This window comes from Amycolatopsis sp. N2S4-7, from assembly GCF_058119595.1.
In genome coordinates this window covers 10,184,302-10,209,187 of sequence record NZ_CP172299.1, presented here as the reverse complement: position 1 = coordinate 10,209,187, position 24,886 = coordinate 10,184,302, and the positions used below count along the sequence as shown (strand labels likewise).

18 protein-coding genes and 1 pseudogene are annotated in these 24,886 nt (G+C 70.5%); 12 read left to right on the top strand and 7 right to left on the bottom strand.

Going from position 1 to position 24,886, the window contains the following annotated elements:
* Positions 1-54 precede the first annotated feature (54 nt).
* Positions 55-972: an alpha/beta fold hydrolase gene (locus ACH54P_RS48280; RefSeq protein ID WP_489910039.1), complete on the bottom strand. Its 918-nt coding sequence runs from the start codon at positions 970-972 to the stop codon at positions 55-57.
* A gap of 98 nt (positions 973-1,070) precedes the next feature.
* Between ACH54P_RS48280 and ACH54P_RS48275 the strand changes: the two genes are divergently transcribed.
* Entirely contained in the window at positions 1,071-1,487 is a 417-nt protein-coding gene (locus tag ACH54P_RS48275) for a winged helix-turn-helix transcriptional regulator (RefSeq protein WP_489910038.1), read from the top strand.
* 37 nt (positions 1,488-1,524) lie between these two features.
* Here the strand turns inward: ACH54P_RS48275 and ACH54P_RS48270 are convergent, their stop codons facing one another.
* Entirely contained in the window at positions 1,525-2,142 is a 618-nt protein-coding gene (locus tag ACH54P_RS48270; protein ID WP_489910037.1) for a DUF3159 domain-containing protein, read from the bottom strand.
* The gene (locus ACH54P_RS48265) at positions 2,139-3,272 is read right to left on the bottom strand and encodes an FAD-dependent oxidoreductase (protein WP_489910036.1); all 1,134 of its coding nucleotides are present in this window, start codon (positions 3,270-3,272) and stop codon (positions 2,139-2,141) included. The genes ACH54P_RS48270 and ACH54P_RS48265 overlap by 4 nt, the downstream gene beginning before the upstream one ends.
* A gap of 100 nt (positions 3,273-3,372) precedes the next feature.
* On the opposite strand from ACH54P_RS48265, the gene ACH54P_RS48260 reads away from it, so the two are divergent.
* From ACH54P_RS48260 to ACH54P_RS48250, 3 genes are all read left to right on the top strand, one after another.
* Positions 3,373-3,981, top strand: coding sequence for a TetR/AcrR family transcriptional regulator (locus tag ACH54P_RS48260; RefSeq protein ID WP_489910035.1), 609 nt, complete (start codon positions 3,373-3,375; stop codon positions 3,979-3,981).
* Positions 3,982-4,294: 313 nt separating this feature from the next.
* The gene (locus tag ACH54P_RS48255; RefSeq protein ID WP_489910034.1) at positions 4,295-5,320 is read left to right on the top strand and encodes an FG-GAP-like repeat-containing protein; all 1,026 of its coding nucleotides are present in this window, start codon (positions 4,295-4,297) and stop codon (positions 5,318-5,320) included.
* Positions 5,321-5,328: 8 nt separating this feature from the next.
* Positions 5,329-6,534 carry a NucA/NucB deoxyribonuclease domain-containing protein gene (locus ACH54P_RS48250; RefSeq protein WP_489910033.1) on the top strand — a complete coding sequence of 402 codons (1,206 nt, stop codon included), beginning with the start codon at positions 5,329-5,331 and terminating at the stop codon, positions 6,532-6,534.
* Between the two features lie 90 nt (positions 6,535-6,624).
* On the opposite strand, the gene ACH54P_RS48245 is transcribed toward ACH54P_RS48250, so the two are convergent.
* The gene (locus ACH54P_RS48245) at positions 6,625-8,658 is read right to left on the bottom strand and encodes a carbamoyltransferase family protein (RefSeq protein ID WP_489910032.1); all 2,034 of its coding nucleotides are present in this window, start codon (positions 8,656-8,658) and stop codon (positions 6,625-6,627) included.
* A 767-nt stretch (positions 8,659-9,425) separates the two neighbouring features.
* On the opposite strand from ACH54P_RS48245, the pseudogene ACH54P_RS48240 reads away from it, so the two are divergent.
* Positions 9,426-9,578, top strand: a pseudogene (locus ACH54P_RS48240) (IS256 family transposase); the annotation flags it as partial.
* A 151-nt stretch (positions 9,579-9,729) separates the two neighbouring features.
* On the opposite strand, the gene ACH54P_RS48235 reads toward ACH54P_RS48240, so the two are convergent.
* The 3 genes from ACH54P_RS48235 to ACH54P_RS48225 all read right to left on the bottom strand — a co-directional run bounded on the left by ACH54P_RS48235 (position 9,730) and on the right by ACH54P_RS48225 (position 15,150).
* Positions 9,730-10,074: a hypothetical protein gene (locus ACH54P_RS48235; RefSeq protein WP_489910031.1), complete on the bottom strand. Its 345-nt coding sequence runs from the start codon at positions 10,072-10,074 to the stop codon at positions 9,730-9,732.
* Positions 10,075-10,338: 264 nt separating this feature from the next.
* Positions 10,339-14,073 carry an nSTAND1 domain-containing NTPase gene (locus ACH54P_RS48230; protein ID WP_489910030.1) on the bottom strand — a complete coding sequence of 1,245 codons (3,735 nt, stop codon included), beginning with the start codon at positions 14,071-14,073 and terminating at the stop codon, positions 10,339-10,341.
* A 276-nt stretch (positions 14,074-14,349) separates the two neighbouring features.
* Positions 14,350-15,150 carry a pentapeptide repeat-containing protein gene (locus tag ACH54P_RS48225; protein WP_489910029.1) on the bottom strand — a complete coding sequence of 267 codons (801 nt, stop codon included), beginning with the start codon at positions 15,148-15,150 and terminating at the stop codon, positions 14,350-14,352.
* A gap of 245 nt (positions 15,151-15,395) precedes the next feature.
* Between ACH54P_RS48225 and ACH54P_RS48220 the strand changes: the two genes are divergently transcribed.
* The 7 genes from ACH54P_RS48220 (at position 15,396) to ACH54P_RS48190 (ending at position 24,831) form a co-directional block, all read left to right on the top strand.
* Entirely contained in the window at positions 15,396-18,215 is a 2,820-nt protein-coding gene (locus ACH54P_RS48220; protein ID WP_489910028.1) for an AfsR/SARP family transcriptional regulator, read from the top strand.
* A gap of 749 nt (positions 18,216-18,964) precedes the next feature.
* Positions 18,965-19,726: a 3-oxoacyl-ACP reductase FabG gene (gene fabG, locus ACH54P_RS48215; RefSeq protein WP_489910027.1), complete on the top strand. Its 762-nt coding sequence runs from the start codon at positions 18,965-18,967 to the stop codon at positions 19,724-19,726.
* 4 nt (positions 19,727-19,730) lie between these two features.
* Positions 19,731-20,183: a MaoC family dehydratase gene (locus ACH54P_RS48210; RefSeq protein ID WP_489910026.1), complete on the top strand. Its 453-nt coding sequence runs from the start codon at positions 19,731-19,733 to the stop codon at positions 20,181-20,183.
* A gap of 126 nt (positions 20,184-20,309) precedes the next feature.
* Entirely contained in the window at positions 20,310-21,335 is a 1,026-nt protein-coding gene (locus tag ACH54P_RS48205) for a phosphotransferase family protein (protein WP_489910025.1), read from the top strand.
* Positions 21,336-22,559: an acyl-CoA dehydrogenase family protein gene (locus ACH54P_RS48200; RefSeq protein WP_489910024.1), complete on the top strand. Its 1,224-nt coding sequence runs from the start codon at positions 21,336-21,338 to the stop codon at positions 22,557-22,559.
* Positions 22,556-23,740, top strand: coding sequence for an acyl-CoA dehydrogenase family protein (locus ACH54P_RS48195; RefSeq protein ID WP_489910023.1), 1,185 nt, complete (start codon positions 22,556-22,558; stop codon positions 23,738-23,740). Before ACH54P_RS48200 ends, ACH54P_RS48195 begins: the two co-directional genes overlap by 4 nt.
* Positions 23,737-24,831: an acyl-CoA dehydrogenase family protein gene (locus ACH54P_RS48190; protein ID WP_489910022.1), complete on the top strand. Its 1,095-nt coding sequence runs from the start codon at positions 23,737-23,739 to the stop codon at positions 24,829-24,831. Before ACH54P_RS48195 ends, ACH54P_RS48190 begins: the two co-directional genes overlap by 4 nt.
* The last annotated feature ends 55 nt before the right edge of the window (positions 24,832-24,886 follow it).

The following is a 24,886-nucleotide window of genomic DNA, read 5'->3' as shown; positions in this document are numbered from 1 at the left end:
GGAACTCACACCACCGCTCAAACGTCCTCTTCTGCCGATGTGGGTACGACCGTGCTACCGCGGACCGGTGCGGTCAGGTGATCCGGCGGGCAGATCGGCGGCGAGGAAGGGAGCCAGGAGGCGGAGCAGCTCCTGGGGGCGGTCCAGCGGAATGATGTGACCGCAGTCCTCGATGAGGTGACCGGTGAGGTCATCGGCGATCGGGCGCAACTGCCGTTCCAGTGCGCGGCCGACCGGGTGGGCGCCGATCGCCATCGTGGGCGTCGTGAGCCGGCCGGTTGCCACGACCTCGCCGATCTGGCGCGCACTGGCCGGCTGGGCACGATAGTGGGAAAAGGCGCAGCGCAGGGCGTCGGGCCCGGTGTAGGCAGCGGCGAAGGCGTCGCGGATCTCCGGCGGCACACCCCGCCCGTGGGTGCCTGCGGCAAGGAACCAGTCCAGGTACTCCGCCTCGTGTCCGAGCAGGACCGTTTCCCCCAGCCCGGGAACGGAGTGGAACCCGAACCACCACGGCGGCCCCGCGGCGAGGAAGTCCTCGGCGCCCGGCAGAGTACCCAGCAGCGACTCCATCACGACGAGTCGCCGGACCCGGTCCGGGCGCCGCATGGCGAGCAGGAAGGCGACCGGGGTGCCGGCGTCGATGGCGACCACGGCGGCGTCGGGTTCGCCGAGGGCGTCGAGGAGGCCTTCGGCGTCGGCGGCCAGCGTGCCGGCGTCGTACCCTTCCGCCGCGCGGGTGCTGGCGCCGAGCCCACGCAGATCCGGGGCGATGACGCGGTGGTGGTGCCGGGCCAGGGGGCCGATGATCTCGGTCCAGAGCCGCCAAGTGTGCGGAAAGCCGTGCAGCAACAGGATTGCCGGTCCGGCGCCGGCGACGGCCACGTGGGCTTGGATGCCGTTGGTGGCGATCCGCCGCAGCACGATGTCCGCGCCGGGCCTTGCCGAAGTGGTCGCGAATGGCGTGCCGAGCACGTCGCCTCCTAGGGAGTTACCATTGGTTACCAGGGAACGGTAGGTAACTTCAGGTGTGCTGCCAAGACGGCACCTTCTCCACAGGTGGTGAGCTCCAGGTGACCTCCCCGGCGACGCGCCCGGCCGGAAGCGGGCGCGGTGACTTGTTCGATCCCGGGTGCCCGACCCGCAAGCTGCTGGACCGCATCGGCACGAAATGGACCTCGATGGCGGTCAAGGTCCTCGCGGAAGCTGCTCCGCACGAGGTGCGTTTCGCCGAGTTGCGGCGCCGGATGCCGGGTGTCTCGCAGAAGATGCTGTCGGTGACCCTGCACAGCTTGATCCGCGACGGCCTCGCCGCTCGCAGGGTGGAGCCCACCGTGCCCCCACGCGTGCACTACCGGCTCACCGACCTGGGCTCGTCGCTCGAGGTCCCGCTGGCGGCACTCCGGAGTTGGGCCGAGGAGCACATGGCGGAGATCGACTGCGCCAACGCGGCCAGCGACGCCCGGATCGATCCTGCCGACGGAGAGTGAGGGTCGCCCGCGAACCACACGCACCCGGCGGGGGCCGCTAGGCGGTCCGCGGGGCTTCGCGGAGTATCCGCCAGCACAGGTAGAGGCAGGCGCCCGCCGAGGGCGCACCTCCCAGCAGCGTGGCGGCGATGCCGAGTGCGGTGGTCTGGCCGGCCACGTACAGCGGCACCTGCACCGCCGTCGCGATGGCGCACTTCACCACGAACACCGCCGTGCACAGCTGGTAGCGCCGCCGCGCTGCCGGGTCGCGCCGCCAGCCGAACCGGTCTCGGCGCACCACCCCCATCACCACCCCGACCACCGGCCACCGCACCAGCATCGACAGCAGGAAGACCGCCCCCTGAGCGGCCTGGATCACCACGGCCGGGAGGTAGAAGTTGATCGCCTGCCCGGTGGTCCCGGCCAGCAGGGCGGAGCCCCCGACGATGGCCAGCCCGATCGCCGCCGACCAGTAGCGCCGGTCGGTCCACACCCGCACGGCCGCGAGCACCGCCACCCCGCCGACGGCGATCAGCGCGGCGGTCCACACCCGGCCGGTCAGCAGGTAGGCGACCAGGAACACCACCCGGGACGCGACGCCCTCGACGACCGTGCGCCAACCGCCCACCGCGTCGAACAACGACAGGGACTTCCGGGTCAGCACGTCGAGGCTCATGCGCTCGCCTTCGCCGCGACGGGCGTGAAGCTGGTGCGGCGCATGGTGTCCTCGTAGGCGCCGATCGCGTCGAGCAGGCCGAGCCGGCCACGGTGCGCCTCGGCCAGCACCTCCCCGAGGCGGCGGGCGTCCCGCATCGCCAGGTTGCCACCGAAACCCGGGGCCAGGTGGATGGCGTCGCCGATGACCGTCACCGGACTGGCGGGCCAGGCGGGCACCGGCGGGATCGTCCCGATCCGGAGCGCGGCCGTGACGTCCGGCCAGGCCTCGGCGACGATCAGCCGCAACGTCGGGTGCAGGTCCGCGGCCAGGTTCCGGGCCTGGCGCCACACCGTGGCCGGTGAGCCGACCCGTTCTCGTGTGCTGGGCAGGGCCCACATCACGTAGTCCTCGGCGTCGACGACAGCGCGGGAGTTCAGCGCGGGCAGCAACTCCTCCCGCGCGGTCACCGGCCGCCGGGTGAACCGCAGCACGCCCAGCACCATCGTCGCGGCGCCCACCCGCGCGGCGGCCGGGCTGTCACCGACCAGCCCCGGCAACCCGGTGCCGGCCACCGCTCGCAGCGGAGTCGCGCCCATGATCATGCGTCGTCCCGTGTCGGCCACCCGCGCATCCGGCAGGTACTGGCGGCGAACCGCCGAACCGATCCCGTCCGCGCCGACCAGGACGTCCCCGGTGTCCGTTCCACCGTCGGCGAAGAAGACCCGGACCGTGCCATCGGCGCGCTGCTCGAATCGCGTGAACTCCGCTCCGAACCGGACGACGTCGTCCAGCCCCGTCAGCAGCACCGCCCGGAGCAACGGCCGGTCGACCTGGCGGCCCGGCCGCGCCCGGCCGGCCGAACCGTCGGACGGCTGAGCGCCCACGACCGTCAGCTCTCCCGCCACATCGGACAGCATCAGGGTCTGCTCGCGCGGCCCTCCCATGGTGGCCTCCGCCATCGCGGCGTGCGCCGGGGGCAGGCACGCCCTCAGCGCCGCCACGCCCCGGTCGTCGACGTGCAGGCTCACGCCCTGCGGACGTCCCTGCGCGCCGTCCCGCTCGTACACCGCGACGTCGATGCCCGCCCGGCGGAGCCCGTGGGCCAGCGTCAGCCCGCCGAGACCGGCCCCGATCACGATCACTCTCATGTCCGCACCCTTTCTTCACCACCTGATGAAGAACACGCTACGGCGGGTTCGGGCAAAACTCCACCGATCGATGAAGAAAGGGTGCTAGGCTCCGGTGGTCATGACGGAAGACGGCACCCACGGCCGCCCCGGACGCTGGCGGTCCGGCGCGGAGAGCAAGCAGCGCATCCTCCGGACCGCGCGCGAACTGTTCGGCGAACACGGTTACCGCGCCACGACCGTGCGCGCGATCGCCACCGCGGCGGGGGTCGACCCGGCCATGGTGTTCTACTTCTTCGGCACGAAGCAGGCCCTGTTCGGCGCCGCCGTCGAGATGTCCGGCACCGTCCCCCCGGCCATCGAGTCGATCTTCGCCGGCGGCCTCGACACCATCGGCGAGCGCATCGTCCGGACCCTGGTGGAGAACCTCGACAAGTCCGGCCGCACCCCCCTGGTGATGCTGACCAGATCGGCCCCGACCGACGCCCGGTCCGAAGCACTGCTGCGCGAGTTCATCGACCGCGAGATCACCGACCGGCTGGCGACGCTGCTCGGCACACCGGACGCCGCCCTGCGGGCCGCCATGGTCAACGTCCAGATCCTCGGTCTCACGGTGGCGCGGTACATCATGCGGATCGAACCGATCGCGTCCTCCCCCGTCGACGAACTGGTCGAACGGTTCGGCCCCCTCGTCCAGCACTGCCTGACCGGACCCACGGCATCATCCTGACCGCGGTGTGACGGTGGCCCCGCGGCCCTCGGCTTGCCTCCGCGCCCGGTGAGGCCACGTGGTCCCACGCGTCGATCGTTGGCCGTGTCTCCGCACAGTCGATCGTGGGTGGGGCGGCGAGATCGTCGGCGACCGGGTCTGCTCGGCCGACGTTGGACCATTCGAGTGGCGTAGGCCGCCGAGTATCAACGAAGCGAGCTCGCCGAGCGTGGCGCTGGTCGCGGGTCCGGACCAACCGGACCCGGCGACACGAAGGAGATCTCGTGGGACTCACCCGGCAAGAGATCCGAAACGCCAAGGCGTCCGGTACACGATGGAGACGCGGATGAACGCGCGATCAAAGCTGTTCCGGGCGATCGCGTTCACCGCCACGATGACCGCAGCCTGCTTGCTGCCGGTGTCGGCCTCCGCCGACACCGGGTCTCCGGCCGCCCCTCACCGCGGCGACCTCGGCCCAGCCGCGGCCGGAGACCGGGTGCAGCGATCGGGCACCCACTCCCACGACCTCACCGGTGACGGGGTGCCGGACCTGCTCGCCCGTCAGCCCGACCTGAACAACGGCTCGCTGTGGGTCTACACGAACTCGGGCAAACTGCAAGGCACGTCCACGTTCAACGCGAAAACGCTGGTGGGCACCGGGTGGAACTCGATGAACTGGGTCGGTACCGCCGAAATCACCGGCGACGGCGACGAGTACGAAAAAGTCAGTGAGCCGCCCGCGGATCTGATCGGTCGTCGCGCGTCCGACGGCGCGCTCTTCGTCTACCCGCACAGTGGCGTCCTCAACGCCGGGAGCACGTTCAAGCCGGCGATCCAGATCGGCACCGGCTGGAACAGCATGGTGTGGATGACTTTCGCCGACGTGACCACCGACGGGTTCGACGACATCATCAGCATCGACGCCCAGGACAACTGGTGGGTCTACCCGCACAGCGGCACCTTCAACGGCACTTCCACCTTCAAGGCGCGCGTCCAAGTCCGGAAAGGACGGCCGCTGTGGCAGCTGATGCCGACGTGGAGCCGGGAGAACGCCGACATGGTCGGCGTCTCGACCGCCACCGGAGAGATGATGGGGTGCGCCCACACGAACAAGTTCAGCGGCCTGGACACGTTCCACACCGACTGTAAGACGCTGGCGCCGCCCGGGACGTTCGCCCAGCCCACCACCTCGTGGATCTCGCTGGTCGACGCCGACAGCAGCGGCACCGACGACGTGCTGAAACGGTTGCCCAACGGACAGCTGACGGTGTACCCGTTCCTCGGCTGGAACCACGCCCCCGTACTGGGCAGCCCGGTTGTGGTCGGCTCGGGCTGGAACATCATGGATCTGATCACGTGAGGGCGGCGATGAAGTCACGTTCCCTGAAGCTGGCCGGCGTGCTGACGCTCGTCACCGCGTTGCTGATCAGCCCGCAGACCGTGTCCGCCGGCACCGTCCCGGCCACCACGGCGCAGACGGCCGCGGTGGCCTACACCGCCGACTCCCGGCTCAACGACGCCGAACTCCCGGTCGACCCCGTCACGTTCGACGAGTGCGACCAGAACTACACCGACCCCGGCCCGTATTGGTTCAAGAACAGGTTCAACATCTGCCGGAGCGTCATCCTCCGGATCATCTACCGGAAGCTCGTCGACGGCGCACCGAAGGAAGTCGGACGCGGCTACTTCCGCAGCACGCTCATCGGTGTGGCGCAGGACAAGGAAAGCCGGATCCGGTTCGGCCTCCGGGTCAAGTACCTGTACACCGAAGACGAGGAGATCTCCGACGGTCACATCACGTTCGGGCTCGAATGCTTCAACAACGACCCGCAACGCGTGAGTGCGTGCAACCATCCCACGGCCCCGGTGGACAGGACGGTCGCCGAGTGGCGGAGCCCGGCCGGTGCCGAACCGATCTACTGGGACGCGACGACCTCCACGACTTCTGTACCCGAGGAGAAGTACAAGGTCGAGAAGCGCGGCTTCTTCGCCTTCAACTTGGTGGAATCGGCCGTGTTCGCCGGGCTGCCGACGGTGGTCAGGCAACCGCAGGAGTTCTTCCGCTGCGACTCGGCGACCTACGCGACACGAGGCAGCCATTGCGTCTTCACGACGGTCACGCCCACGCTGGTTTTCGACCTTCACGATCCGGGCTACGGGGAGTCGGCCGCGTTCATCAAGGACGCCCAAGAGGACATCACCAGGACCAAGCCCGGGCTCATCGGCAAGGAGGTGCCCGGCCGCTTCCGCGAGACCACGCTCACCTACCTCTACCCCGGCTACGACGTCGGCAACACGAAGAACGGCTCCAGGAACAAGATCCGGCGGGTGTGCAAGGCCGGATGGGGCGCCAAGTACACCAAGGACACGAACGGGAATTCTCGGCAGTGCGACGAATACCCGTTCGCCAGCACCTACCAGAATTCCGCGCGAGTCGACGAAAGCACGAAGTGGAGCTACGCGGTCAGAGCGATCGCGGCGACCCACAACGAGGCAGGCGGCCGTCTGCTCGCCAGTTGGTACGGCCGTGAACACATGCTCGACGGCGACGGCTTCTACGTCGTAGTGCGCTAGGCGAGAGCACCCGGGCGGACCTCACGGCGAGAACGATCTCGACAACGGGTCCGCCCGGGCATGACCAACCGGATCGGTGCGGCCTGGCCTTCATATTCCTCTGCCGGCCCTCCTCCTCTCCGGATCAACGGGACCGACGGTGAGGAAGCGCCCCTGCCACAGGCCGTAAAGCTCGGTCAGGAGGTCTTCGGTCAGCTCGACGCCGAGCCGGCCCAGCGGTGTGACCCCGTCGGCGCCCATCAGCAGGTCGTACATCGCGGCCGAAATCGTCGCACGGGGACCGGCGGTGTAGTCGAGGTAGATCTCGTGCGAGACTCCGGGACCGCCGCCGGGTTCGGGAGCGAGCCGGCGGACGACCTTCGTCACCGGCCGGAAACCGACGGTGAAGTCCTCCAGCGCCAACGGCAGCTCGGTCCGCCTGCGCACCACGAAGTCCTCGATCACCAGTGCGTCGAGGGTCGTCGTGAGGTAGCTCGCGAGGACGTCCTCGACGGACTGCACGATCGGCTCCGCGTTGTTGTTGAACGACGTGTTGAGCAGCACCGGGGTGCCGGTCAGCTCACCGAAGCGCGTGACGAGCCGGTGGAACCGCGGATTCGTCTCTTCGGTGACGACCTGGACGCGCGCGCTGCCGTCGACGTGGGTCACCGCGCCGAGCAGCTCCCGGCGGTCCGCGCGCACCGGCACGACGAACGACATGAAGTCGTGGTGTCCCACCGTCTCCGGCAGATCGAAGTAGTCCGCGGCCGACTCCGCGGTTACGACCGGGGCGAACGGGCGGAAGCTCTCGCGCTTCTTCACCATGGCGTTGATGCGCGTCTGGTTCTCCTTCGGGCGCGCGTCGGCGAGGATGCTGCGGTTGCCCAGCGCACGCGGCCCGAACTCCGAACGGCCGTGCGCCCAGCCGATCGCCTCGCCGGCGGCGAGCAGGTGCGCGGCGGCCTCGACGATGTCGTCGGCCCGCTCGACGTCGACGAGCGGGCTCCACGACTTGAGCGTCCGCTCCAGCGAGTCGAGGTCACCCAGCTCCGGGCCGAGACTCGCGCTCGTCAGCCGCGGCAGCGGCCAGACGCGTTCGCCGAGGTCCCGCGCGACAGCGAGGGCGGCACCCTCGCTGGACCCGGCGTCGTGCGACGCCGGGTGGATGAACACCTCGTCGAACAGGCCGGAGGAGAGGATGCGGCCGTTGAGCGTCGAGTTGTGGGCGACCCCGCCGCCGAACGCCAGGTTCCGCAGGCCCGTGCAGCGTGCCCAGTGGCCGAGCACGTGCATCGCGATCTTCTCGGTGACCTCCTGCAGGCTCGCCGCGAAGTCCATGTGCGCCTGCGTGAACGGTTCACCGCGACGACGGGGGTGGAGACCGTGCTCCCGGAGGACCGCGGTCGTCCGGTAGACCACGCCCCCGCGCGGGACCAGCTCGTAGGTACCGTTCGGGCCGAGCGAATACAGCGTCGAGAAGAGCGCGCGATACGTGGCCGGGTCGCCGTAGGGGGCGAGACCCATCACCTTGTACTCGTCACCGAAGCCGTAGCCGAGGTGGCGGGTTCCGTACAGGTAGAACATGCCGAGCGACTTCGACGCCGGATACGACCCCAGCTCGAGCAGCTCCGGCCCGTTCGACCGGTAGATCGTGGTGCAGTTCCGCTCGCCCGCCCCGTCCATGACGACGATCAGTGCCTCGCTCATGCCCGACCGGTAGTACGTCGACATCCCGTGCGCCAGGTGGTGGGGCACGTAGTGGAGGATGTCCGGCGGCGCCGCCCAGCCGAGGTCGAGACGAAGACGTTCCAGGATCATTTCGCGCGAATACCGCGTCGGCACCCTCGCGTGCTCGGTGTAGAGCTGCTGGAACATGTCGTCGATGCTGTCTTCGGTGAAGTAGTAGCCGATCGCGTCGACGTCCGCCGGAGTGGCCCCCGCGCTCGCGAGACATTCCCGGATCGCGTTGGCGGGGAACTTCGTCGTCTTCTTGATCCGGTTGAGCCGCTCCTCCTCCACCGCCGCAACGAGAACCCCGTCACGGACCAGGGTGGCGGCGGCGTCGTGCAGGTAGTGCTCGCCGAGGTTCGGCACCACGTCGGCGTCCGCCGCGGACACATTCCCGTTCAGGCCAAGAACCAGCATGCCGTCCCCCTCCGCGGGCCGGGCGCCCGCCATGATGAACCAACCCCAGAATCAGTGCGCGCGGGACATGGATGAGCAGACTCAGGTGACACCCCACCGGTTTGCCGGAATCGACAGCTTCACCCGAAATGTCCGGTCTGTGTCGAACGCGAGCGATCCGCCTCACACAATTCGCAAACCCCAGTCCTGCTTATTGTAGCCGGGGGGTTTAGCGGGTCAAGTACTTCCCCGCGAATTTGACATACATTACTTCGGGCACGATTAGCACCGGAAGCGGGCTTGTCGAGCGCGGACAGGAACTGATATTACGGCCGACGGAATCGACCGGAACGGCCGACCTTGGCCAAGATCAAGTCAAGGGAAGTCACCCGATCGCCCGCCCCCGGTTTCCGCTGCGACGTTTCGCTTCAACCGCCGGTCCTTCGGGTCCGCATCGACGCCCCGGCCCGGGATCCGCGCGCAGCTGCTCACGGGACTCGGGAGCGGCGGCCGCTCGGAGGTGTCCGCGATGGTCGGCCCTTCCCCCAGCTTGCGTTCGCGACGATCAGGGGGCCTGGTGCACCACCCGAAGAGACCCGCGGCCTCGATCCGGAACCGGGAAAGCAGGGACGAGAAGCCGGTGTCGCTCGTGGCGGTCCTGCCGGCCTCGGCCCTGGCGCTGACCGGCTGCGGCGAGCCGGGGCAAGCCTCCGCGCCGGATGGGTCGGCGGGTCCGCGGCAAAGCGCGAAGCCGACGGTCCGCGAGCTGGACCGGGAGTACCTGACATGAGCAACGTCATCGCCTGGTCGTGCGCAACGGCTCCCACCCACCACGCGAGGTGCTCACCAGCGCCGGCGCGGTGCAGGTGACCGCACCGCGGGTCAACGACCGCCGTGTCGATCCCGACACCGGCGAACGGAAGCGGTTCGCCTCGGCGATCCCGCGGGTCCGGCTCGTCGGCGCCGATTCCCCCATTACGGCGCGAGATCACCGCCGAGCAGCTCGGCGGACCGGTGCTCCTGCGGCCCCTCCGCAGCGCGGCGCGGCACCGGGAAACGGTGCCGCGCCGCCCTCATGTCCGCCCGGCGACGTCACCAGTAGCGGACCCAGAGTTCGTAGTCGTCGCCGGGGACCCAGCTGCCGTTGATACAGACGTAGCCCAGCCACTCGCCGCGGCCCACACCATCGCGTCCGCGGTTCTCGCAGTCGGACTTCCACACGTAGTAGCCCGTGAAGTAGTAGCCAACCGGCCCCGGGCCCGGCCCGTCGACCGCGGCGAGCACCGCTTGCGTCTGCGTGGTCCCGGCCGGTGCCGCCTGGGCCGCCGTGGGCGCGACCGCCGCCAGCGCCAGCGCCGCCGCGGCGACCGGCAGCACGCGCAGCGCCACGGTCCGGGTCTTCCTCGGCTTCGTCGTTGTCGTCCGCTCGGATCTCATACAGCCCCCTCCGTTGATGTGCCCGGCCGCCCGAATGCGCCCGGACGTTCACTTTCTGGCACGTTGCCCCTGCACTCGATCGCACGCCCCCCGACCTCGAATCCGTGGCCGGGGCGATCGCGTTCTCGACGATCAAGTCATACCGGCGCGGCGGTGTTCAGTGGAGGCTTTGACCTGCCCGAACGACAATCGCTGAACAACAAGGCCGGGTTCGTCACCGGCGCGGCCAGGCCGCGGCTGCTGGACAACACCACCTGAACACGCTCAGCAAGGCGGGTTGTACGGGATACCGGGGAAATAGCGATCCCAGGTGGTGCGGTCGACCGGCGAGTCGGCCAGCATGCATACGCGGGCGCCGGCGACGCCGGGGTCGATGTCCCAGAGCCGGGCGGTGTGGTCCTGGCCGGCGCTGGCCAGGGTGTGCCCGTCGGGGCCGAACGCGACCGAGTACACGCGATCGGTGTGCCCGGTCAGGTCGGCCAGGGCGGTGGGGTGTTCCCGGTCGTGGACGTCCCACAGCCGCACCTGTCCGTCCGCGGCCGCGGACGCCAGCGTGGCGCCGTCGCCGCTGAACGCCACCGAATAGACGACGTCCGGGTGCACGATCAGACCGGTCGTGTCCCGCGGCTTGTCCGGGCTCGGGTTCGGCGGAAACCTTTCTCTGCCTCGGGGGTTGTCCAGGTCCCACAGGCGTACCGTGGCGTCGCGGCCGGCGCTGGCCAGGAAGTGGCCGTCCGGGCTGAACGCCACCGACTTCACGTCGCTGTCGTGGCCGCTCAGCAGTGACGGCACCAGCGGGTCCGCGGGGTGGGTGATGTCCCAGATCCAGATGTTGCCGTCGTCGCCTGCGGCGGCGAGTCGGCGACCGTCCGGGCTGAATGCGAGTTCCTGGATGCCGGCGCCCACCGGGATTGTCGCAACGGTGTGCGGTGATCGCGGATCGCTGACGTCCAGCAGTACGACGACGCGGTTGCTGCCGCCGGCGGCGAGCAGTTTGCCGTCGTGGCTGTAGGCCACGGTGTTGACTGCGTCGGTGAAGCCGGGCAGTGCCGGGCCCTGTCGGGTGATGTGGCGCAGATCGTGGGTGTCCCAGAAGCGCACGGTGTGGTCCGCCGAGGCCGAGACCATCGTGCGGCCGTCCGGGGCGAACACGACGGAGTTCACCGGGCCCTGGTGGGCGGCGAGGACGACCGGCTTGTCGGGGGTGGCGATCTTCCGCACCAGGATCGTGCCGTCGTAGCCGGCGGTCGCGACGGCCTTGCCGTCCGGGGACAGCGCCACGTGGTACACGGCGTTGCTGTGTCCGCCGAGCAGCGTGCCGGCCAGGTCCCACAGCCGGACTCCGCGGTCGTCGCTGCCGGTGGCCAGGCTGTGCCCGTCGGGGCTGAACGCGGCGGAGTACACGGCACCGGCGTGCCCGGCGAACGTGATGAGTTCGGCCAGTTCCGTTTTGCCGACGGTCCACAGCCGGACCATTTGGTCGGTGCTGGCGGCAGCCACGGTTCGCCCGTCCGGGGCGAAGGCCACTGCGCGGATCACGGCCGCACGGGTGAAGGCCGACGCAGTCTGGGTGGCGTGCGCGGGATCGGTGACGTTCCACAGTCGCAGGGTCTGGTCCGCGCCGCCGCTGACGAGGGAACGCCCGTCCGGGCTGAACGTGATCGTGGAGACGTCCCCCGCGTGGCCGGTCAACGGGGCGCCGGTGGCCACCGGGCGGCGAGGGTCGGTCGTGTCCCACAATCGGATCGTCCGGTCGCTGCTCGCGGTGGCCAGCAGCTTGCCGTCCGGCCGGAACGCCACGGACAACACCGTGTCGGCGTGCCGGGTGATCGGATCACCCAACGGAGCCGGGTGTTCCGGGTCGGAGAGGTCCCAGAGCCGTACCGTGCGATCGGTGCTGCCGGTGGCCAGCGTTTTCCCGTCGGCGGTGATGGCCACGGCGTTCACGCAGTCGCTGTGGCCGGTCAGGGTGATCGGGTCGGCGGGACGGGCGGGCTTGCGGATGTCCCAGATCCGGACGGTGTGGTCCCAGCTCACGCTGGCCAGCACGCCGTGCCCGAACACGACGCCGTTGACGCCGGCCAGGTGCCCGGCCAGGTTGGCGAGCATCTTGGGGTGGTGGCGTTCGCGGACGTCGTAGAGCCGGATGGTGTGGTCCATGCTGGCGCTGGCCATCAGCGTGCCGTCCGCCGAGTACGCCACCCCGCCGACCGCACCCCGGTGCCCGGGCAGCTGCGTGGCATACGGCGCACCTGACGTGCTCAGCAGGGCGCCGCGGGCCTCCGGCGTGGGCGAGATCCGGTACGCCGCCAGCGCCAGCTGAGCCGACAGCGCCGGATGCGCTGCCCGCTCCGCCGACGCCTCGATGGCCCCCCGCTGGGAAACGGCGATGTTCCGGTCCCGGGCCGCGCCCAGCTCGGACCGGAACGCGTACACGCCGGCCGCGACGGCCAGGAGCAGCAACACCGACAGCACGGCGACCAGCTGCCGCAGCCTGCGGCGCTGCCGGTGCTCGCGCACCTGTTCCTGTTCGCGGGCGGCGATGCTGGCGTCGAGGAACTCTCGTTCCCGCGCGGTCAGCTGCTCGCTCGTGCGGCCGGCCCACTCGCGGGCGGAATCCAGGCGAATGCCCCGATAGAGGGCGCCGGGGTCCCGGTCGAGCGACTCCCACGCGTTGGCCGCCTCGGTGACCTGCCGGTGCACCCGGCGGCCGTCACGGTCCTCGGCCAGCCACTCACGCAGCCGCGGCCACGACCGCAGCAGCGTTTCGTGCGTCATCTCGACCGAATCCTTGCCCAGCATGACCAGCCGGGCCGCGGCCAGGCGCTCGAGCACGAACGTCAGCTCCGGGTCGCTGTCCAGCTCGTCCAGGGCGACCCGCGCGGTGACGTCGCCGACGTCGTCCCGGACCGCGGTCAGCCTCAGGAACAGCCGCCGCACCAGCAGCTGCTGCCGGGGTTCCAACTCGGCGTACAGGTCCTCGGCGGTGTTGGCCAGTGCCCCCTCGATGCCACCCGCGGCCTCGAAGCCGGTCAGCGTCAACGTGTTGCCGCGTCGGCGACGCCACGTTTCCAGCAGGGCGTGGGAAAGCAGCGGCAGCATGCCCGCATGCCCGCTGACCTGGGCGACCAGCGCGGTGAGCAGTGAGCCTTCCACCCGCGTTCCGGCGCGGGCGGCCGGTTCGACGATGACCTCCCGCAGTTCCTCGGCGGTCATGGCGCCGACTGCCACCTGAGCGTCCCGCAGGTGGGCGAGCAGGTCGGGCGAGTCCATGCAGTGGCCGTAGAAGTCCGCCCGCACGCCGAGCAGCACGCGGCACCGGCTGTCGGCGTCTTCGGCCAGGCCGACCAGCCGGGAGATGAACTCGTCGCGCTCGGCGGCGTCCTGGCAGCGGGTGTAGACCTCTTCGAACTGGTCCACCACGATCAGCGTCTCGCCGTTCCCCGCCGGCAGCGCGTCCATCCGTTCCGACGGGTGTTCGCCCGGTGTGAACAGGACGACGTTCCGCGCCGGTTCCTGCCATCGGTGGATGACGCCGGCTTGCAGCAGTGAGGATTTGCCCGCGCCGGACGGGCCGAACACCCCCACGAGCCGGTGCGTGGCCAGCCGCTGCAGCACCTCGTCGACCAGCCGGGTACGCCCGAAGAACGTGTCCGCGTGCTCCGCTCGGAAGGCACTCAGCCCGATGTACGGCGGTTCCTGTCCGTCCGCTTCACCCGAGGACGGCCGGCCGGCCAGCTCTTCCGCCACCTGCCGCCAGCGCCGCTCCCAGGCGGCGACATCGCCGGCGCAACCGCGCACATACGCGAGGGTGACCGGCAGGCTGGGCAGTTTCCTTCCGGACGCCGCCTCGGACAGCGACGCCGCCGAGTAGTGCACCCGCCGACCCAGTTCCCGGTATGACGGACTGCCCGCTTTGGCCCGCAGTGCGCGCAGATCCGCCGCGAAAGCCAGCACCGACTCGTCCCCCAGCCGCAGCGGCTGCTCACGACGTGGCACTCCCCCACCCCCGAATCCATTGTTGGGGGGTGGGCGTGACCACGTCCAGCACATCCCCCGTGCGGACGAATCAGTCCGGAGGCGACGGCACCAGGCCCAGCGCACCAACCGGGTGTTCATCGACCGGTCGCAGACCAACCCCGCCAAGGCGACGGTCGCGCCCTGCCCCTGCGCGGCGGCGACCGACCGTCCGTGTCCACCCCGATCACCCGGGACGCAGCCGAAACCTGCCGCCACGGCACGCGTCACCCACCACGGCGACCTGCTCGCCAAGCCTCAGGTACTCGGACGCACACTCGGCGGAAGGAGCGAACTCGCCTCGCCGCCGTGCAGTTCTGCCCAGCGGCCGGGGCGTTTCGGCAGCACGACGTCCTCGGCACCGGCCGACCAGCCCGCCGGCCGGGTGCGAACGGCGTACCACTCCGTCCGTGCCCAGGCTCGTGCCAGCCCCGGCGGGGCGGCGAACGATGCCCCGGAGAAGTCGGCGTGACCGGTGAACCGGGCCTCGGCGAACCGGGTCCTGGCCGCGAACCGCACGTCGCGGACGGAAGTCCGGCCGGCGAATCCGGCGGCGATGGCGTCGAACGGCCCGCCGAACCGTGCGCCGGTGAAGTCGGTGAGTCCGGAGAACCTGGCCTGCTGGAAGCCGGTGGGTCCGGCCACGGTGGCTCCCGGGAACGAGGCCGTACCGGTGAAGGTCACCCGGTCGAAGCTCGCCGCGCCCCGGATTTCGGCCTCGCGGAACCGGGCGTGCCCGGCGAAGCAGGAGTCCGCGAACGTGACGTCCCCGGTGAAGACGGTGCGGACGAACCGGGTGGTGCCGCCGAGGCGCACCTCGTCGAAGGTGAGGTCGCGGACCTCGCAACCCGAGAGGTCGACGGCGGTGAGGACGGCGAACTCGACCCGGAGGTCGATGCCGTTTCGGGGTCCGGCAGGTAGCGGTGGGACGTCGTCCAGGCCGGCACCCGCCGCCGCACGGCGCTCTTGCGCAGGAGGAAGATACGCCCGTCTGCACGGCGAGAGCGACGAGGACAACGTCGAGCACGGCCTGTGCCGCCGCCGGCGGAAACCGGACACGGACGGAGTGTGCCCGGGAGAACGAATCCGGGACAGCGAGATACTCGGAGGCCCTCCACCGGAAGCGGCGACCGCTCGTCGCCGCCGCCGAGACGCCCGGTCAGCCGGTGCGATCAGCGCGGGAACCGCCGGGGCGGACACCGTGGTACCTCTCTTGCGGTCCTCATCGAGGAGCTGTCGCGGCGTCGCGAAGGCCGGTTCCTCAGGAGTCCCGTCTCCAAACTTCAATACCCTGGTCAGCGACGGTGGACCTGTTCGAGAGGGGGCAGTACGTGGTCACGATGGTGCGTTTGCTGGGAGAAGTGGACGTGCTGGTCGACGGGCGGCCAGTGAATCTCGGCACGCCGCGCCAGCGATGCATCATGGCGGTACTCGGGCTCGAATCGGGCCGCGTGGTGACGGCTGACCGGTTGGTCGCGCGCGTCTGGGGTGCCGATGTCACGCCGCGGACGCGGACCACCCTTCACGGGTACATTTCCCGGTTGCGCGCGGCGATGGCCCAGGCCGACGGGATCAGCCTCGTGCACCGTTCCGGTGGTTACGCCCTGATGACCGACCCGGATCTGGCGGCGGTCGACGTGCACCTGACCCGCGAGCTCCGCACGAACGCCCGGCGCGACGACGAGCGAGCCGTGCCGTTGCTCACGGAGGCACTGGGGTTGTGGCGGGGAGAGCCGCTGACCGGGTTGGGCGGGGACTGGGCCGAAGCCGAACGCGCGCGGCTCGAGCAGGAGCGGCTGGTCACCTGGCAGGACCTCGTCGACGCCAAGCTCCGGCGCGGGATCGGCAAGGAACTGGTGGTCGCCCTCTCGGCCCATGTCAGGGAGCACCCGCTCGACGAACGAACCGCGGGCCAGTACATGCTGGCCCTGCACCAATCCGGACGGAGCGCTGAGGCGCTGCAGCACTACCAGCTGGTCCGCGGCCTCCTCATCGACGAGCTGGGTGCGGACCCCGCTGCCGCGCTCCAGGAAGTGCACCGGCAAATCCTGGCCGCCGACCCGCCGCCGGCACAGGCGGCCGGCACGCCGGGGGCGGCGACTGAGCCGGTTCTGCCGCGGCAGCTTCCTGCCGCGCCGGCGTCGTTCGTCGGTCGCCGTGCGGATCTGGCCGACCTGGACGGTTGGCTGACCCCTCCAGGTGCTGCCGCCACAGTCGTGATCTCGGCGATCACGGGCGCCGGCGGGATCGGCAAGACCTGGCTGGCGCTGAGCTGGGCGCACCGCCACGCCGACGAGTTTCCGGACGGCTGGCTCTTCGTCGACCTTCGCGGGTTCAGCCCGGCGGATGAGCCGATGCCCCCCGAAGTGGCGGTGCGGGGGTTTCTCGACGCACTGGGCGTGCAGCCGGCGCGGATCCCGCCTGCCTTGCACGCGCAGACCGCGCTGTTTCGCAGCCTGATCGCGGACAAGCGCATGCTCCTGCTCCTTGACAACGCCGCTACCACCGCCCAGGTCGAACCGCTGCTGCCGGGGACCTCGACCTGCGCTGTGGTGGTGACGAGCCGAAGGCGGCTGTCGGGTCTGATCACCGGGCACGGAGCCCGGCAGCTCCTGCTCGACGTGCTCACCGACGTCGAAGCTCGCACGTTGCTGGCCGACCGCCTCGGCGAGGACCGGCTCGATGCCGCCCCGGCTGCGATCGACCAGCTGATCGGACTCTGCGGCGGGTATCCGCTGGCGTTGAGCATCATCGCGGGCCAGGCCCAAACCCGCCCGCACCTGCCGCTGTCGGTCCTGGCGGACGAACTGCGCGAGCTGGGTCTCGGTGCCCTGGAGGACGACGACCCGACCGCCAGCCTGCCCACCGTGCTGTCCTGGTCCTACCGGACCCTCACCCGCGAGCAGGCCGCGATGTTCGCGCTACTCGCCATCTCGCCCGGCGCCGACATCAGCCTTCCCGCCGCCGCCGGCCTCACCGGATTCCCGTTGACGGACGCCCGGGCTCACCTGCGCGCCTTGGAGGACGCCTCCCTGATCACGCGAGACGCACGCGGCCGCTACGGCATGCACGATCTGATCCGGCACTACGCCGGCGACGTCGCCCAGCGAGACCTGACCGGAGAAGAGCGCGCTGCGGCTCTGCGACGAATTATCGACTTCTCCATCCACACCGGCTACGCCGGCGAACGGCTCCTGGCGCCCTACCGTCCGTTGATCCGGCTTGAGCCGCCGGCGCCGGGAAGCCAACCGCAGCCGCTGCACGACGTCGTGGGAGCGGTGGCCTGGTTCGAGTCCGAATACGCCACTCTGCGGGCCGCCCAGCAGCTGGCTATCGGGCTCGGCTGGCACCGCGAGGTATGGCAGCTGGCCTGGACCTTGACCACGTTCCACTATCGCCAGCGTGATCTCGAGGAGCGCCGGGCGGTCTGGCAAATCGCCTTGGAAGCCGCGGAGCAGCTCGGTGATCCCGAGGCTGTCATCGTCGCGCACGCGTACCTCGGCCACGCGCACGCCGAGCTCGCGAGATACGAGGAGGCTGCGGAACACCTGCGCATCTCCCTGGCGTCGGCCGAGCAGCACAACGACCTTGCCGGGCAGGCATACGCCCACTACTTGCTCGGACAGTCCCTGGGGTACCAGGAGAAGTACCGGATGGCGATCGACCACGTCGGCCGGGCGTTGGAGTTGTTCCGCACTCTCGACCAGCCGGTGTGGGAGGCGTTCGCGCTCAATCATCTCGGCTGGCATTTCGCCTGCCTCGCCGAGTACGACACGGCCCGTGAACACCTCAAGGCCTCGGTCGCCTTGTACCGGCGGGATCATTCGGCGCCGAACGAGGCTCATCCTCTGGGCAATCTGGGCTACGTCGCCCACCACACCGGCCGGTATGACGAAGCACTCGGCTACTACGCAGAGTCCCTCGCTCTGCTGCGCGAATTGGGGGACTTGCGGTACGTCGCCGTGGCGCTGGACTGGATCGGCCAGACCCATTACGCACTCGGGCACTACGACGACGCCGGAGCGAAATGGGAGGAAGCACTCAAGCTCTACCGAGAGCAGGGCCGCGATCACGCCGCGGACCGCATCCAGGACCAGCTGGACGCTTTGGAAAACCGGTCCTGACAGCGGGATCCGGCAGCCGTGGCCGCTCGAAGACGAGTACGGCCGACGAAACTCACGCACCGTTCGGCCTGCCACGAGCACCCGCTCCCCGTGGCCGCCCCCTGCGGCCACGAAGAAGAGCATGCAGGCTCCGAGGCGTCGGGCCAGACAATCCGGCCCCCGCCGAATCCTCGGTGGACCCGATCCGGACGTGCGGGGCGATACGGCCCGTGAGGGAGTACGTCGGGTGCCGTAGAAGACTGGCGACAAACCGCGGTCACCGAGCAAGCGTGACGTGCGGGAAAAGGCTCTTGCGGACCCGCCGCGGAATTGCGAAGACGGCTCGGGCGCGATTCGCCGCGTAGTGGAGGCCCACTCGGGCGGAGCGCCGGAGAGCCGCCGCCGGCAGTGCCCGTTCGGCGGCCCTCGGCAGAAGGAAGTTTGTCAGCCACCGCCAGTGCTCCCCGGCGCGCGTCCAGACCCAACGCGGTACCGACTCCCGTGCTCGGAGGTTCCTGGACATCACACCGTTCCCACGGTCCCGCTGATCGCCTACAGCAGCCTTATTCAGTAAGTCAAGACCCCGGCGGACCAGAGCACCTGAAGCGGTACCCCCAAGCGGAGCAGTCGGGTACCTGCCTCCGGACCATGGCTATGATCCTGCGCATGGTGTCGCCAAACCGGGGACCACTCCCGCGTATCGTCGAGAAAGCAACCGCTTAGTAGGCTCGCGGGCACGAGCCCGCTTCTCAACGACGAGGAGGTCCCCCGTGACCGATTCCCCTTCCCGTGTCGCCGTGGTCACCGGTGCCGGCCGCGGCATCGGCGCCGCCGTCGCGGCCCGGCTGGCCGAGGACGGCTTCGCCGTCGGACTGCTGGACCTGGACGAGGCCGGCGTCAAGCAGGGCGCCGAGGCGATCGTCGCGAAGGGCGGCAAGGCCGTCGGTGTCGCGCTGGACGTCAGTGACGCCGAGCAGGTCGAGGCCGCCGTCACCCGGGTCGCCGACGAGCTCGGCCCGCCGGTCGTGCTGGTCAACAACGCCGGCATCACCCGCGACAACCTCCTCTTCAAGATGACCGAGCAGGACTGGGACTCCGTGCTCGGCGTGCACCTCAAGGGCTCCTTCCTGATGACCCGCGCGGTGCAGAAGTACATGACCCAGGAGAAGTACGGCCGGATCGTCAACCTGTCGAGCACCTCGGCGCTGGGCAACCGCGGCCAGGTCAACTACTCCGCGGCGAAGGCCGGCATGCAGGGGTTCACCAAGACCCTCGCCATCGAGCTGGGCAAGTTCAACGTCACGGCCAACGCGATCGCGCCGGGCTTCATCGCGACCGACATGACCGCGGCGACCGCCGAGCGGCTCGGCATGAGCTTCGAGGACTTCAAGGCGGCGGCCGCGTCGCAGATCCCGGTGCAGCGCGTCGGCACGCCCGACGACATCGCCAACCTGACCTCGTACCTGGTCAGCGAGGGCGCCGGGTTCGTCTCGGGTCAGGTCATCTACGTCGCCGGCGGACCGAAGGACTGAAACCATGCGCGAATTCGACAACCTCGACGAGTTCGCCGCCGCGGTCGGCGAGCACCTCGGGTACAGCGAGTGGCACACGATCACCCAGGACCGGGTGAACCAGTTCGCCGACGCCACCGACGACCACCAGTGGATCCACGTGGACGAACCGCGCGCGACCGCGGGCCCGTTCGGCGGCACCATCGCCCACGGCTTCCTGACGCTGTCGCTGCTCTCGGCGTTCGGGCCGAAGATCTACCGGGTCAACGGCATCCGGATGGGCATCAACTACGGCCTCAACAAGGTGCGCTTCCCGCAGCCGGTGAAGGTCGGCTCGAAGGTGCGCGCCGGCGCCGAGCTCGTGGAGATCACCGACATCCCGGGCGGCAAGCAGGCGGTGTCGCGCTGGACCGTCGAGATCGACGGCGAAGCGAAGCCCGCGTGCGTCGCCGAGTGGGTCACCCGGTTCCTGGCCTGAGGTGGCCCCGCCGGGCAGGACGACCCGGGCAGCGGCACTTTCGCGCGAAAGTGCCGCTGGGACCCGCCGCTGTACGCCATACCGACTAGTCGGTATGCTCTCCCCGACCGAGCTTGAGGAGGCCGAATGAGCCGGACCGACCCCCCGGGTCTCGACCTGGGCCGACTGCGCGCCCACCTGGACGCGCACCGGCCGGGCCTGGTCGCCGGGGAGCTGACCGCGGACGTCGTGGAGGGCGGCCGGTCGAACCTCACCTACGTGGTGGGCGACGGCCGGTCGCGCTGGGTGGTGCGCCGCCCGCCGCTCGGGCACGTGCTGCCCACGGCGCACGACATGACCCGCGAGTTCCGGGTGATCTCCGGCCTGCGCGACACCGCCGTGCCGGTGCCCGAGGCGTTGCTGCTCTGCGAGGACGCCGACGTCATCGGCGCGCGGTTCTACGTGATGAGCTTCGTCGAGGGCACGCCGTACCGGACCGCGGACGAGCTGACCGCGCTCGGCCCGGACCGCACCCGGGTGATCGCCGACGCGCTGGTCGACACGCTCGTCGACCTGCACGCGGTGGACCCGGCGGCGGTCGGGCTCGGCGACTTCGGCCGGCCGGAGGGTTTCCTGGAGCGGCAGCTGCGGCGCTGGAAGAAGCAGCTCGACGCGTCGCGCAGCCGTGACCTGCCCGGCATCGAGGACCTGCACGACCGGCTCGCCGCGGCGGTGCCGGTGTCCGGGAAGCCGTCGATCGTCCACGGCGACTACCGCTTGGACAACGTCCTGGTCGACAAGTACGACAGGATCTCCGCGGTGCTCGACTGGGAGATGTCGACGCTGGGCGACCCGCTGACCGACCTCGCGCTGCTGGTGGCCTACGCCGAGCGCGACAAGGTGTCACTGCAGTTCGTCTCGAACGCCAGCTCGGCCCCCGGGTACCCGGCCACCGACCAGGTTGTCGCCCGCTACGCCGAGCGCTCGGGCCGGGACGTCTCGCAGCTGAACTGGTACGTCAGCTTCGCGTTCTTCAAGCTGGCCGTGATCCTGGAAGGCATCTACTACCGCTACCAACAGGGCCAGACGGTCGGGGCGGGCTTCGAGGGCGTCGGAGCCGGTGTCCCGATGCTCATCGCGCACGGCAACGAGATTCTCAAAGAGGAGAAGTAAATGGACTTCGCGTTCGACGAGAAGACCGAGGAGCTGCGCGGGAAGCTCCTCGAGTTCATGGACTCGCACATCTACCCCGCCGAGCCGGTGTTCGAGCAGCAGCTCGCCGAACGCGACGACCCGTGGGCCATCCCGCCGGTCATGGCCGAGCTCAAGGCCGAGGCGCGCAAGCGCGGGCTGTGGAACTTCTTCCTGCCCGGCGAGCACGGCGCGGGCCTGACGAACCTGCAGTACGCCCCGCTCGCGGAGATCACCGGCCGCAGCATCCGGCTCGCCCCGACCGCGCTCAACTGCGCGGCCCCGGACACCGGGAACATGGAAGTGCTGGCCATGTTCGGCAACGAGCAGCAGCAGAAGCAGTGGCTGGAACCGTTGCTGAACGGCGAAATCCGCTCCGCCTTCGCGATGACCGAACCGGACGTCGCCTCCTCCGACGCCCGCAACATCGAGACGGCGATCCGGCGCGACGGCGACGAGTACGTCATCAACGGCCGCAAGTGGTACATCTCCGGCGCGATGAACCCCGCGTGCCAGATCTTCATCGTCATGGGCAAGACCGACCCGGACGCCGCCCCGCACCAGCAGCAGAGCATGATCCTGGTCCCCCGCGACACGCCGGGCCTGACGGTCAAGCGCGGCATGCACGTCTTCGGCTACGACGACAGCGACCACGGCGGCCACGCCGAGGTGCTCTTCGAAGACGTCCGCGTGCCGGTGGAGAACCTCATCGCCGGCGAGGGCGACGGGTTCGCCATCGCCCAGGCCCGGCTCGGGCCGGGCCGGATCCACCACTGCATGCGCGCCATCGGCATGGCCGAGCGCGCGCTGGAGCTCATGTGCCGCCGCGCGATCTCCCGCGAGGCGTTCGGCAAGCCGATCGCCCAGCAGGGCGTCGTCCAGGACTGGATCGCCGAATCGCGCGTCAAGATCGAGCAGCAGCGCCTGCTCGTGCTGAAGACCGCGTGGCTGATGGACACCGTCGGCAACCAGGGCGCGCACACCGAGATCCAGGCGATCAAGATCTCCACCCCGATCACCGTGGAGTGGATCCTCGACAAGGCCGTGCAGGTGCACGGCGCGGGCGGCGTCAGCCAGGACTTCCCGCTGGCCGCCATGTGGGCCGGGAACCGCACGCTGCGCCTGGCCGACGGGCCGGACGAAGTGCACAAGCGCTCACTCGCCCGGCGTGAGCTGAAGAAGTACCTCTCGGAGGGCGCCAAGTGACTGTCACCGCCGAAGACCTGACCCGCCAGGTCAGCGAGTTCCTGGCTGCGCACGACCCCGCGTCGGCCGACCGCATGGAGTTCCTGCGGGCCCGGTTCGACGCCGGTCTGGCCTGGATCCACTTCCCCGCCGGGCTCGGCGGGCAGAACGCCCCGCGCGCGCTGCAGTCCGTCGTGGACAGTGCGTTCGCGGACGCGGGCGCCCCGGACAACAACCCGCGCCGGATCGGCATCGGCCTCGGCATGGCCGCGCCGACCATCCTCGCCTTCGGCACGCCCGAGCAGCACGAGCGCTTCCTGCGTCCACTGTGGACCGGCGAGGAGGTGTGGTGCCAGCTGTTCTCCGAGCCGGGCGCCGGCTCCGACCTCGCGGCACTGGGCACGCGGGCGGTGCGCGACGGCGACGACTGGATCGTCACCGGCCAGAAGGTGTGGACGTCCGGGGCCCACGAGTCGCAGTGGGCGATCCTGGTCACCCGCACCGACCCGGACGTGCCGAAGCACCAGGGCATGACGTACTTCCTGTGCGACATGACCGCACCCGGCGTCGAGGTCCGGCCGCTGCGCCAGATCACCGGCGAAGCCGAGTTCAACGAGGTCTTCCTGACCGAGGTCCGCATCCCGGACACCCAGCGCCTCGGCGCGGTCGGCGAAGGCTGGAAGGTCGCGCAGACCACGCTGATGAACGAGCGCGTCGCGATCGGCGGGCACGTCCAGCCGCGCGAAGGCGGGCTGATCGGCATCGTCGCGAAGACCTGGCGCGAGCGGCCGGAGCTGCGCACGCCGGAGCTGCGTGACCGGCTGGTCCAGCGCTGGGTCGAGGCCGAGACGCTGCGGCTGGCCGGCACCCGGTTGCGCCAGCAGCTGACGGCGGGCGCGCCCGGACCGGAGGGCTCGGCGATGAAGGTCGCCTTCTCGGAGCTGAACCAGGCGCTGACGGGCCTGGAGGTCGAGCTGCTCGGCGAAGAGGGCCTGGCCTACGACGACTGGACGTTCCGGCGCCCGGCGATCGTCGACTTCACCGGCCGCGAGGCCGGCTACCGCTACCTGCGCGCGAAGGGCAACTCCATCGAGGGCGGCACCTCGGAGGTCCTGCGCAACATCATCGCCGAGCGCGTGCTGGGGCTGCCCTCGGAGCCGCGCGTCGACAAGGACGTCGCCTGGAAGGACCTCCCCCGATGACTGACCTGCTCTATTCGGACGTCGAAGAGGACCTGCGGGCTTCGGTCCGCGACCTGCTCGCCGCGAAGGCCGACGCCTCGGCGCTGCTGGCGCGCGTGGAGACCGCCGAGGGCTACGACCTGAAGCTGTGGCGCACGCTGGCCGACGAGGTCGGGGTGGCCGGGCTGGCGGTGCCGGAGGAGCTGGGCGGCCACGGCGCGTCGGCCCGCGAGGTGGCCGTCGTGGCCGAGGAGCTGGGCCGCAGCGTGGCGCCGGTGCCGTTCCTGGGCAGTGTCGTGCTGGCGACGACGGCGCTGGTGCAGGCCTCCGCCGGTGACTTCGTCCGCCGGCTGGCGACGGGGTCGGCGATCGGGGCGCTGGCGGTCCCGCTGACGACGGCGCCGGGCGCGGGCTTCCCGTCTTCGGTGACGGCGTCCCCGGACGGCACGCTGAGCGGGCGGGTGGGCACGGTCGCCGACGCATCGGTGGCGGACCTGCTCGTCGTCCCGGCCGCCGGCCCGGACGGTCCGGCGCTGTACGTCGTCGAGGCCGCGGCCGCGACGGTGACCGAGCTGGTGTCCTTCGACCTGACGCGCCGGGTGGCCGACGTGGAGCTGTCGAACGCACCGGCGGTGCTGGTGGCGTCGGGTCCCGAGGCGGCTTCGGCACTGGAGGCGGCCCTGTTGTCCGGCGCGGGCATCCTCGCGTCCGAGCAGACCGGGGTCGCCGAGTGGGCGTTGACGGAGACGGTGCGTTACCTGAAGGGCCGCTACCAGTTCGGCCGCCCGGTCGGCGGGTTCCAGTCCCTCAAGCACCGGCTGGCCAACCTCTACACGGACCTGGTGCTGGCCCGCGCGGCAGCGCGGTACGCGGCGGACTCCCTGGCCGCGGGCACCGACGTGCCGATCGCGGTGGCGGTGGCCCAGGCCCGCAACGCGCCGATCGCGGTCCGCGCGACGGAGGAGGCGATCCAGCTCCACGGCGGCATCGGCATGACGTGGGAGCACCCGGCGCACCTGTACCTCAAGCGCGCCAAGGCGGACGAGCTGGCGCTGGGCACCCCGGGCAAGCACCGGGCCCGGCTGGCGGACCTGGTGAACCTGCCTGCTTGAGAGCGGGGCGCGAGTGGGTGAAGGCCTTCCCGAGGCTCGGGGAGGCCTTCACGCA

Excerpts from the sequence above, each read along its gene's own strand:
- ACH54P_RS48270 (WP_489910037.1), bottom strand. The coding sequence starts at position 2,142 with ATGAGCCTCGACGTGCTGACCCGGAAGTCCCTGTCGTTGTTCGACGCG.
- ACH54P_RS48265 (WP_489910036.1), bottom strand. The coding sequence starts at position 3,272 with ATGAGAGTGATCGTGATCGGGGCCGGTCTCGGCGGGCTGACGCTGGCC.
- ACH54P_RS48260 (WP_489910035.1), top strand. The coding sequence starts at position 3,373 with ATGACGGAAGACGGCACCCACGGCCGCCCCGGACGCTGGCGGTCCGGC.
- ACH54P_RS48255 (WP_489910034.1), top strand. The coding sequence starts at position 4,295 with ATGGAGACGCGGATGAACGCGCGATCAAAGCTGTTCCGGGCGATCGCG.
- ACH54P_RS48250 (WP_489910033.1), top strand. The coding sequence starts at position 5,329 with ATGAAGTCACGTTCCCTGAAGCTGGCCGGCGTGCTGACGCTCGTCACC.
- ACH54P_RS48245 (WP_489910032.1), bottom strand. The coding sequence starts at position 8,658 with ATGCTGGTTCTTGGCCTGAACGGGAATGTGTCCGCGGCGGACGCCGAC.
- ACH54P_RS48235 (WP_489910031.1), bottom strand. The coding sequence starts at position 10,074 with ATGAGATCCGAGCGGACGACAACGACGAAGCCGAGGAAGACCCGGACC.
- ACH54P_RS48210 (WP_489910026.1), top strand. The coding sequence starts at position 19,731 with ATGCGCGAATTCGACAACCTCGACGAGTTCGCCGCCGCGGTCGGCGAG.
- ACH54P_RS48205 (WP_489910025.1), top strand. The coding sequence starts at position 20,310 with ATGAGCCGGACCGACCCCCCGGGTCTCGACCTGGGCCGACTGCGCGCC.
- ACH54P_RS48200 (WP_489910024.1), top strand. The coding sequence starts at position 21,336 with ATGGACTTCGCGTTCGACGAGAAGACCGAGGAGCTGCGCGGGAAGCTC.
- ACH54P_RS48190 (WP_489910022.1), top strand. The coding sequence starts at position 23,737 with ATGACTGACCTGCTCTATTCGGACGTCGAAGAGGACCTGCGGGCTTCG.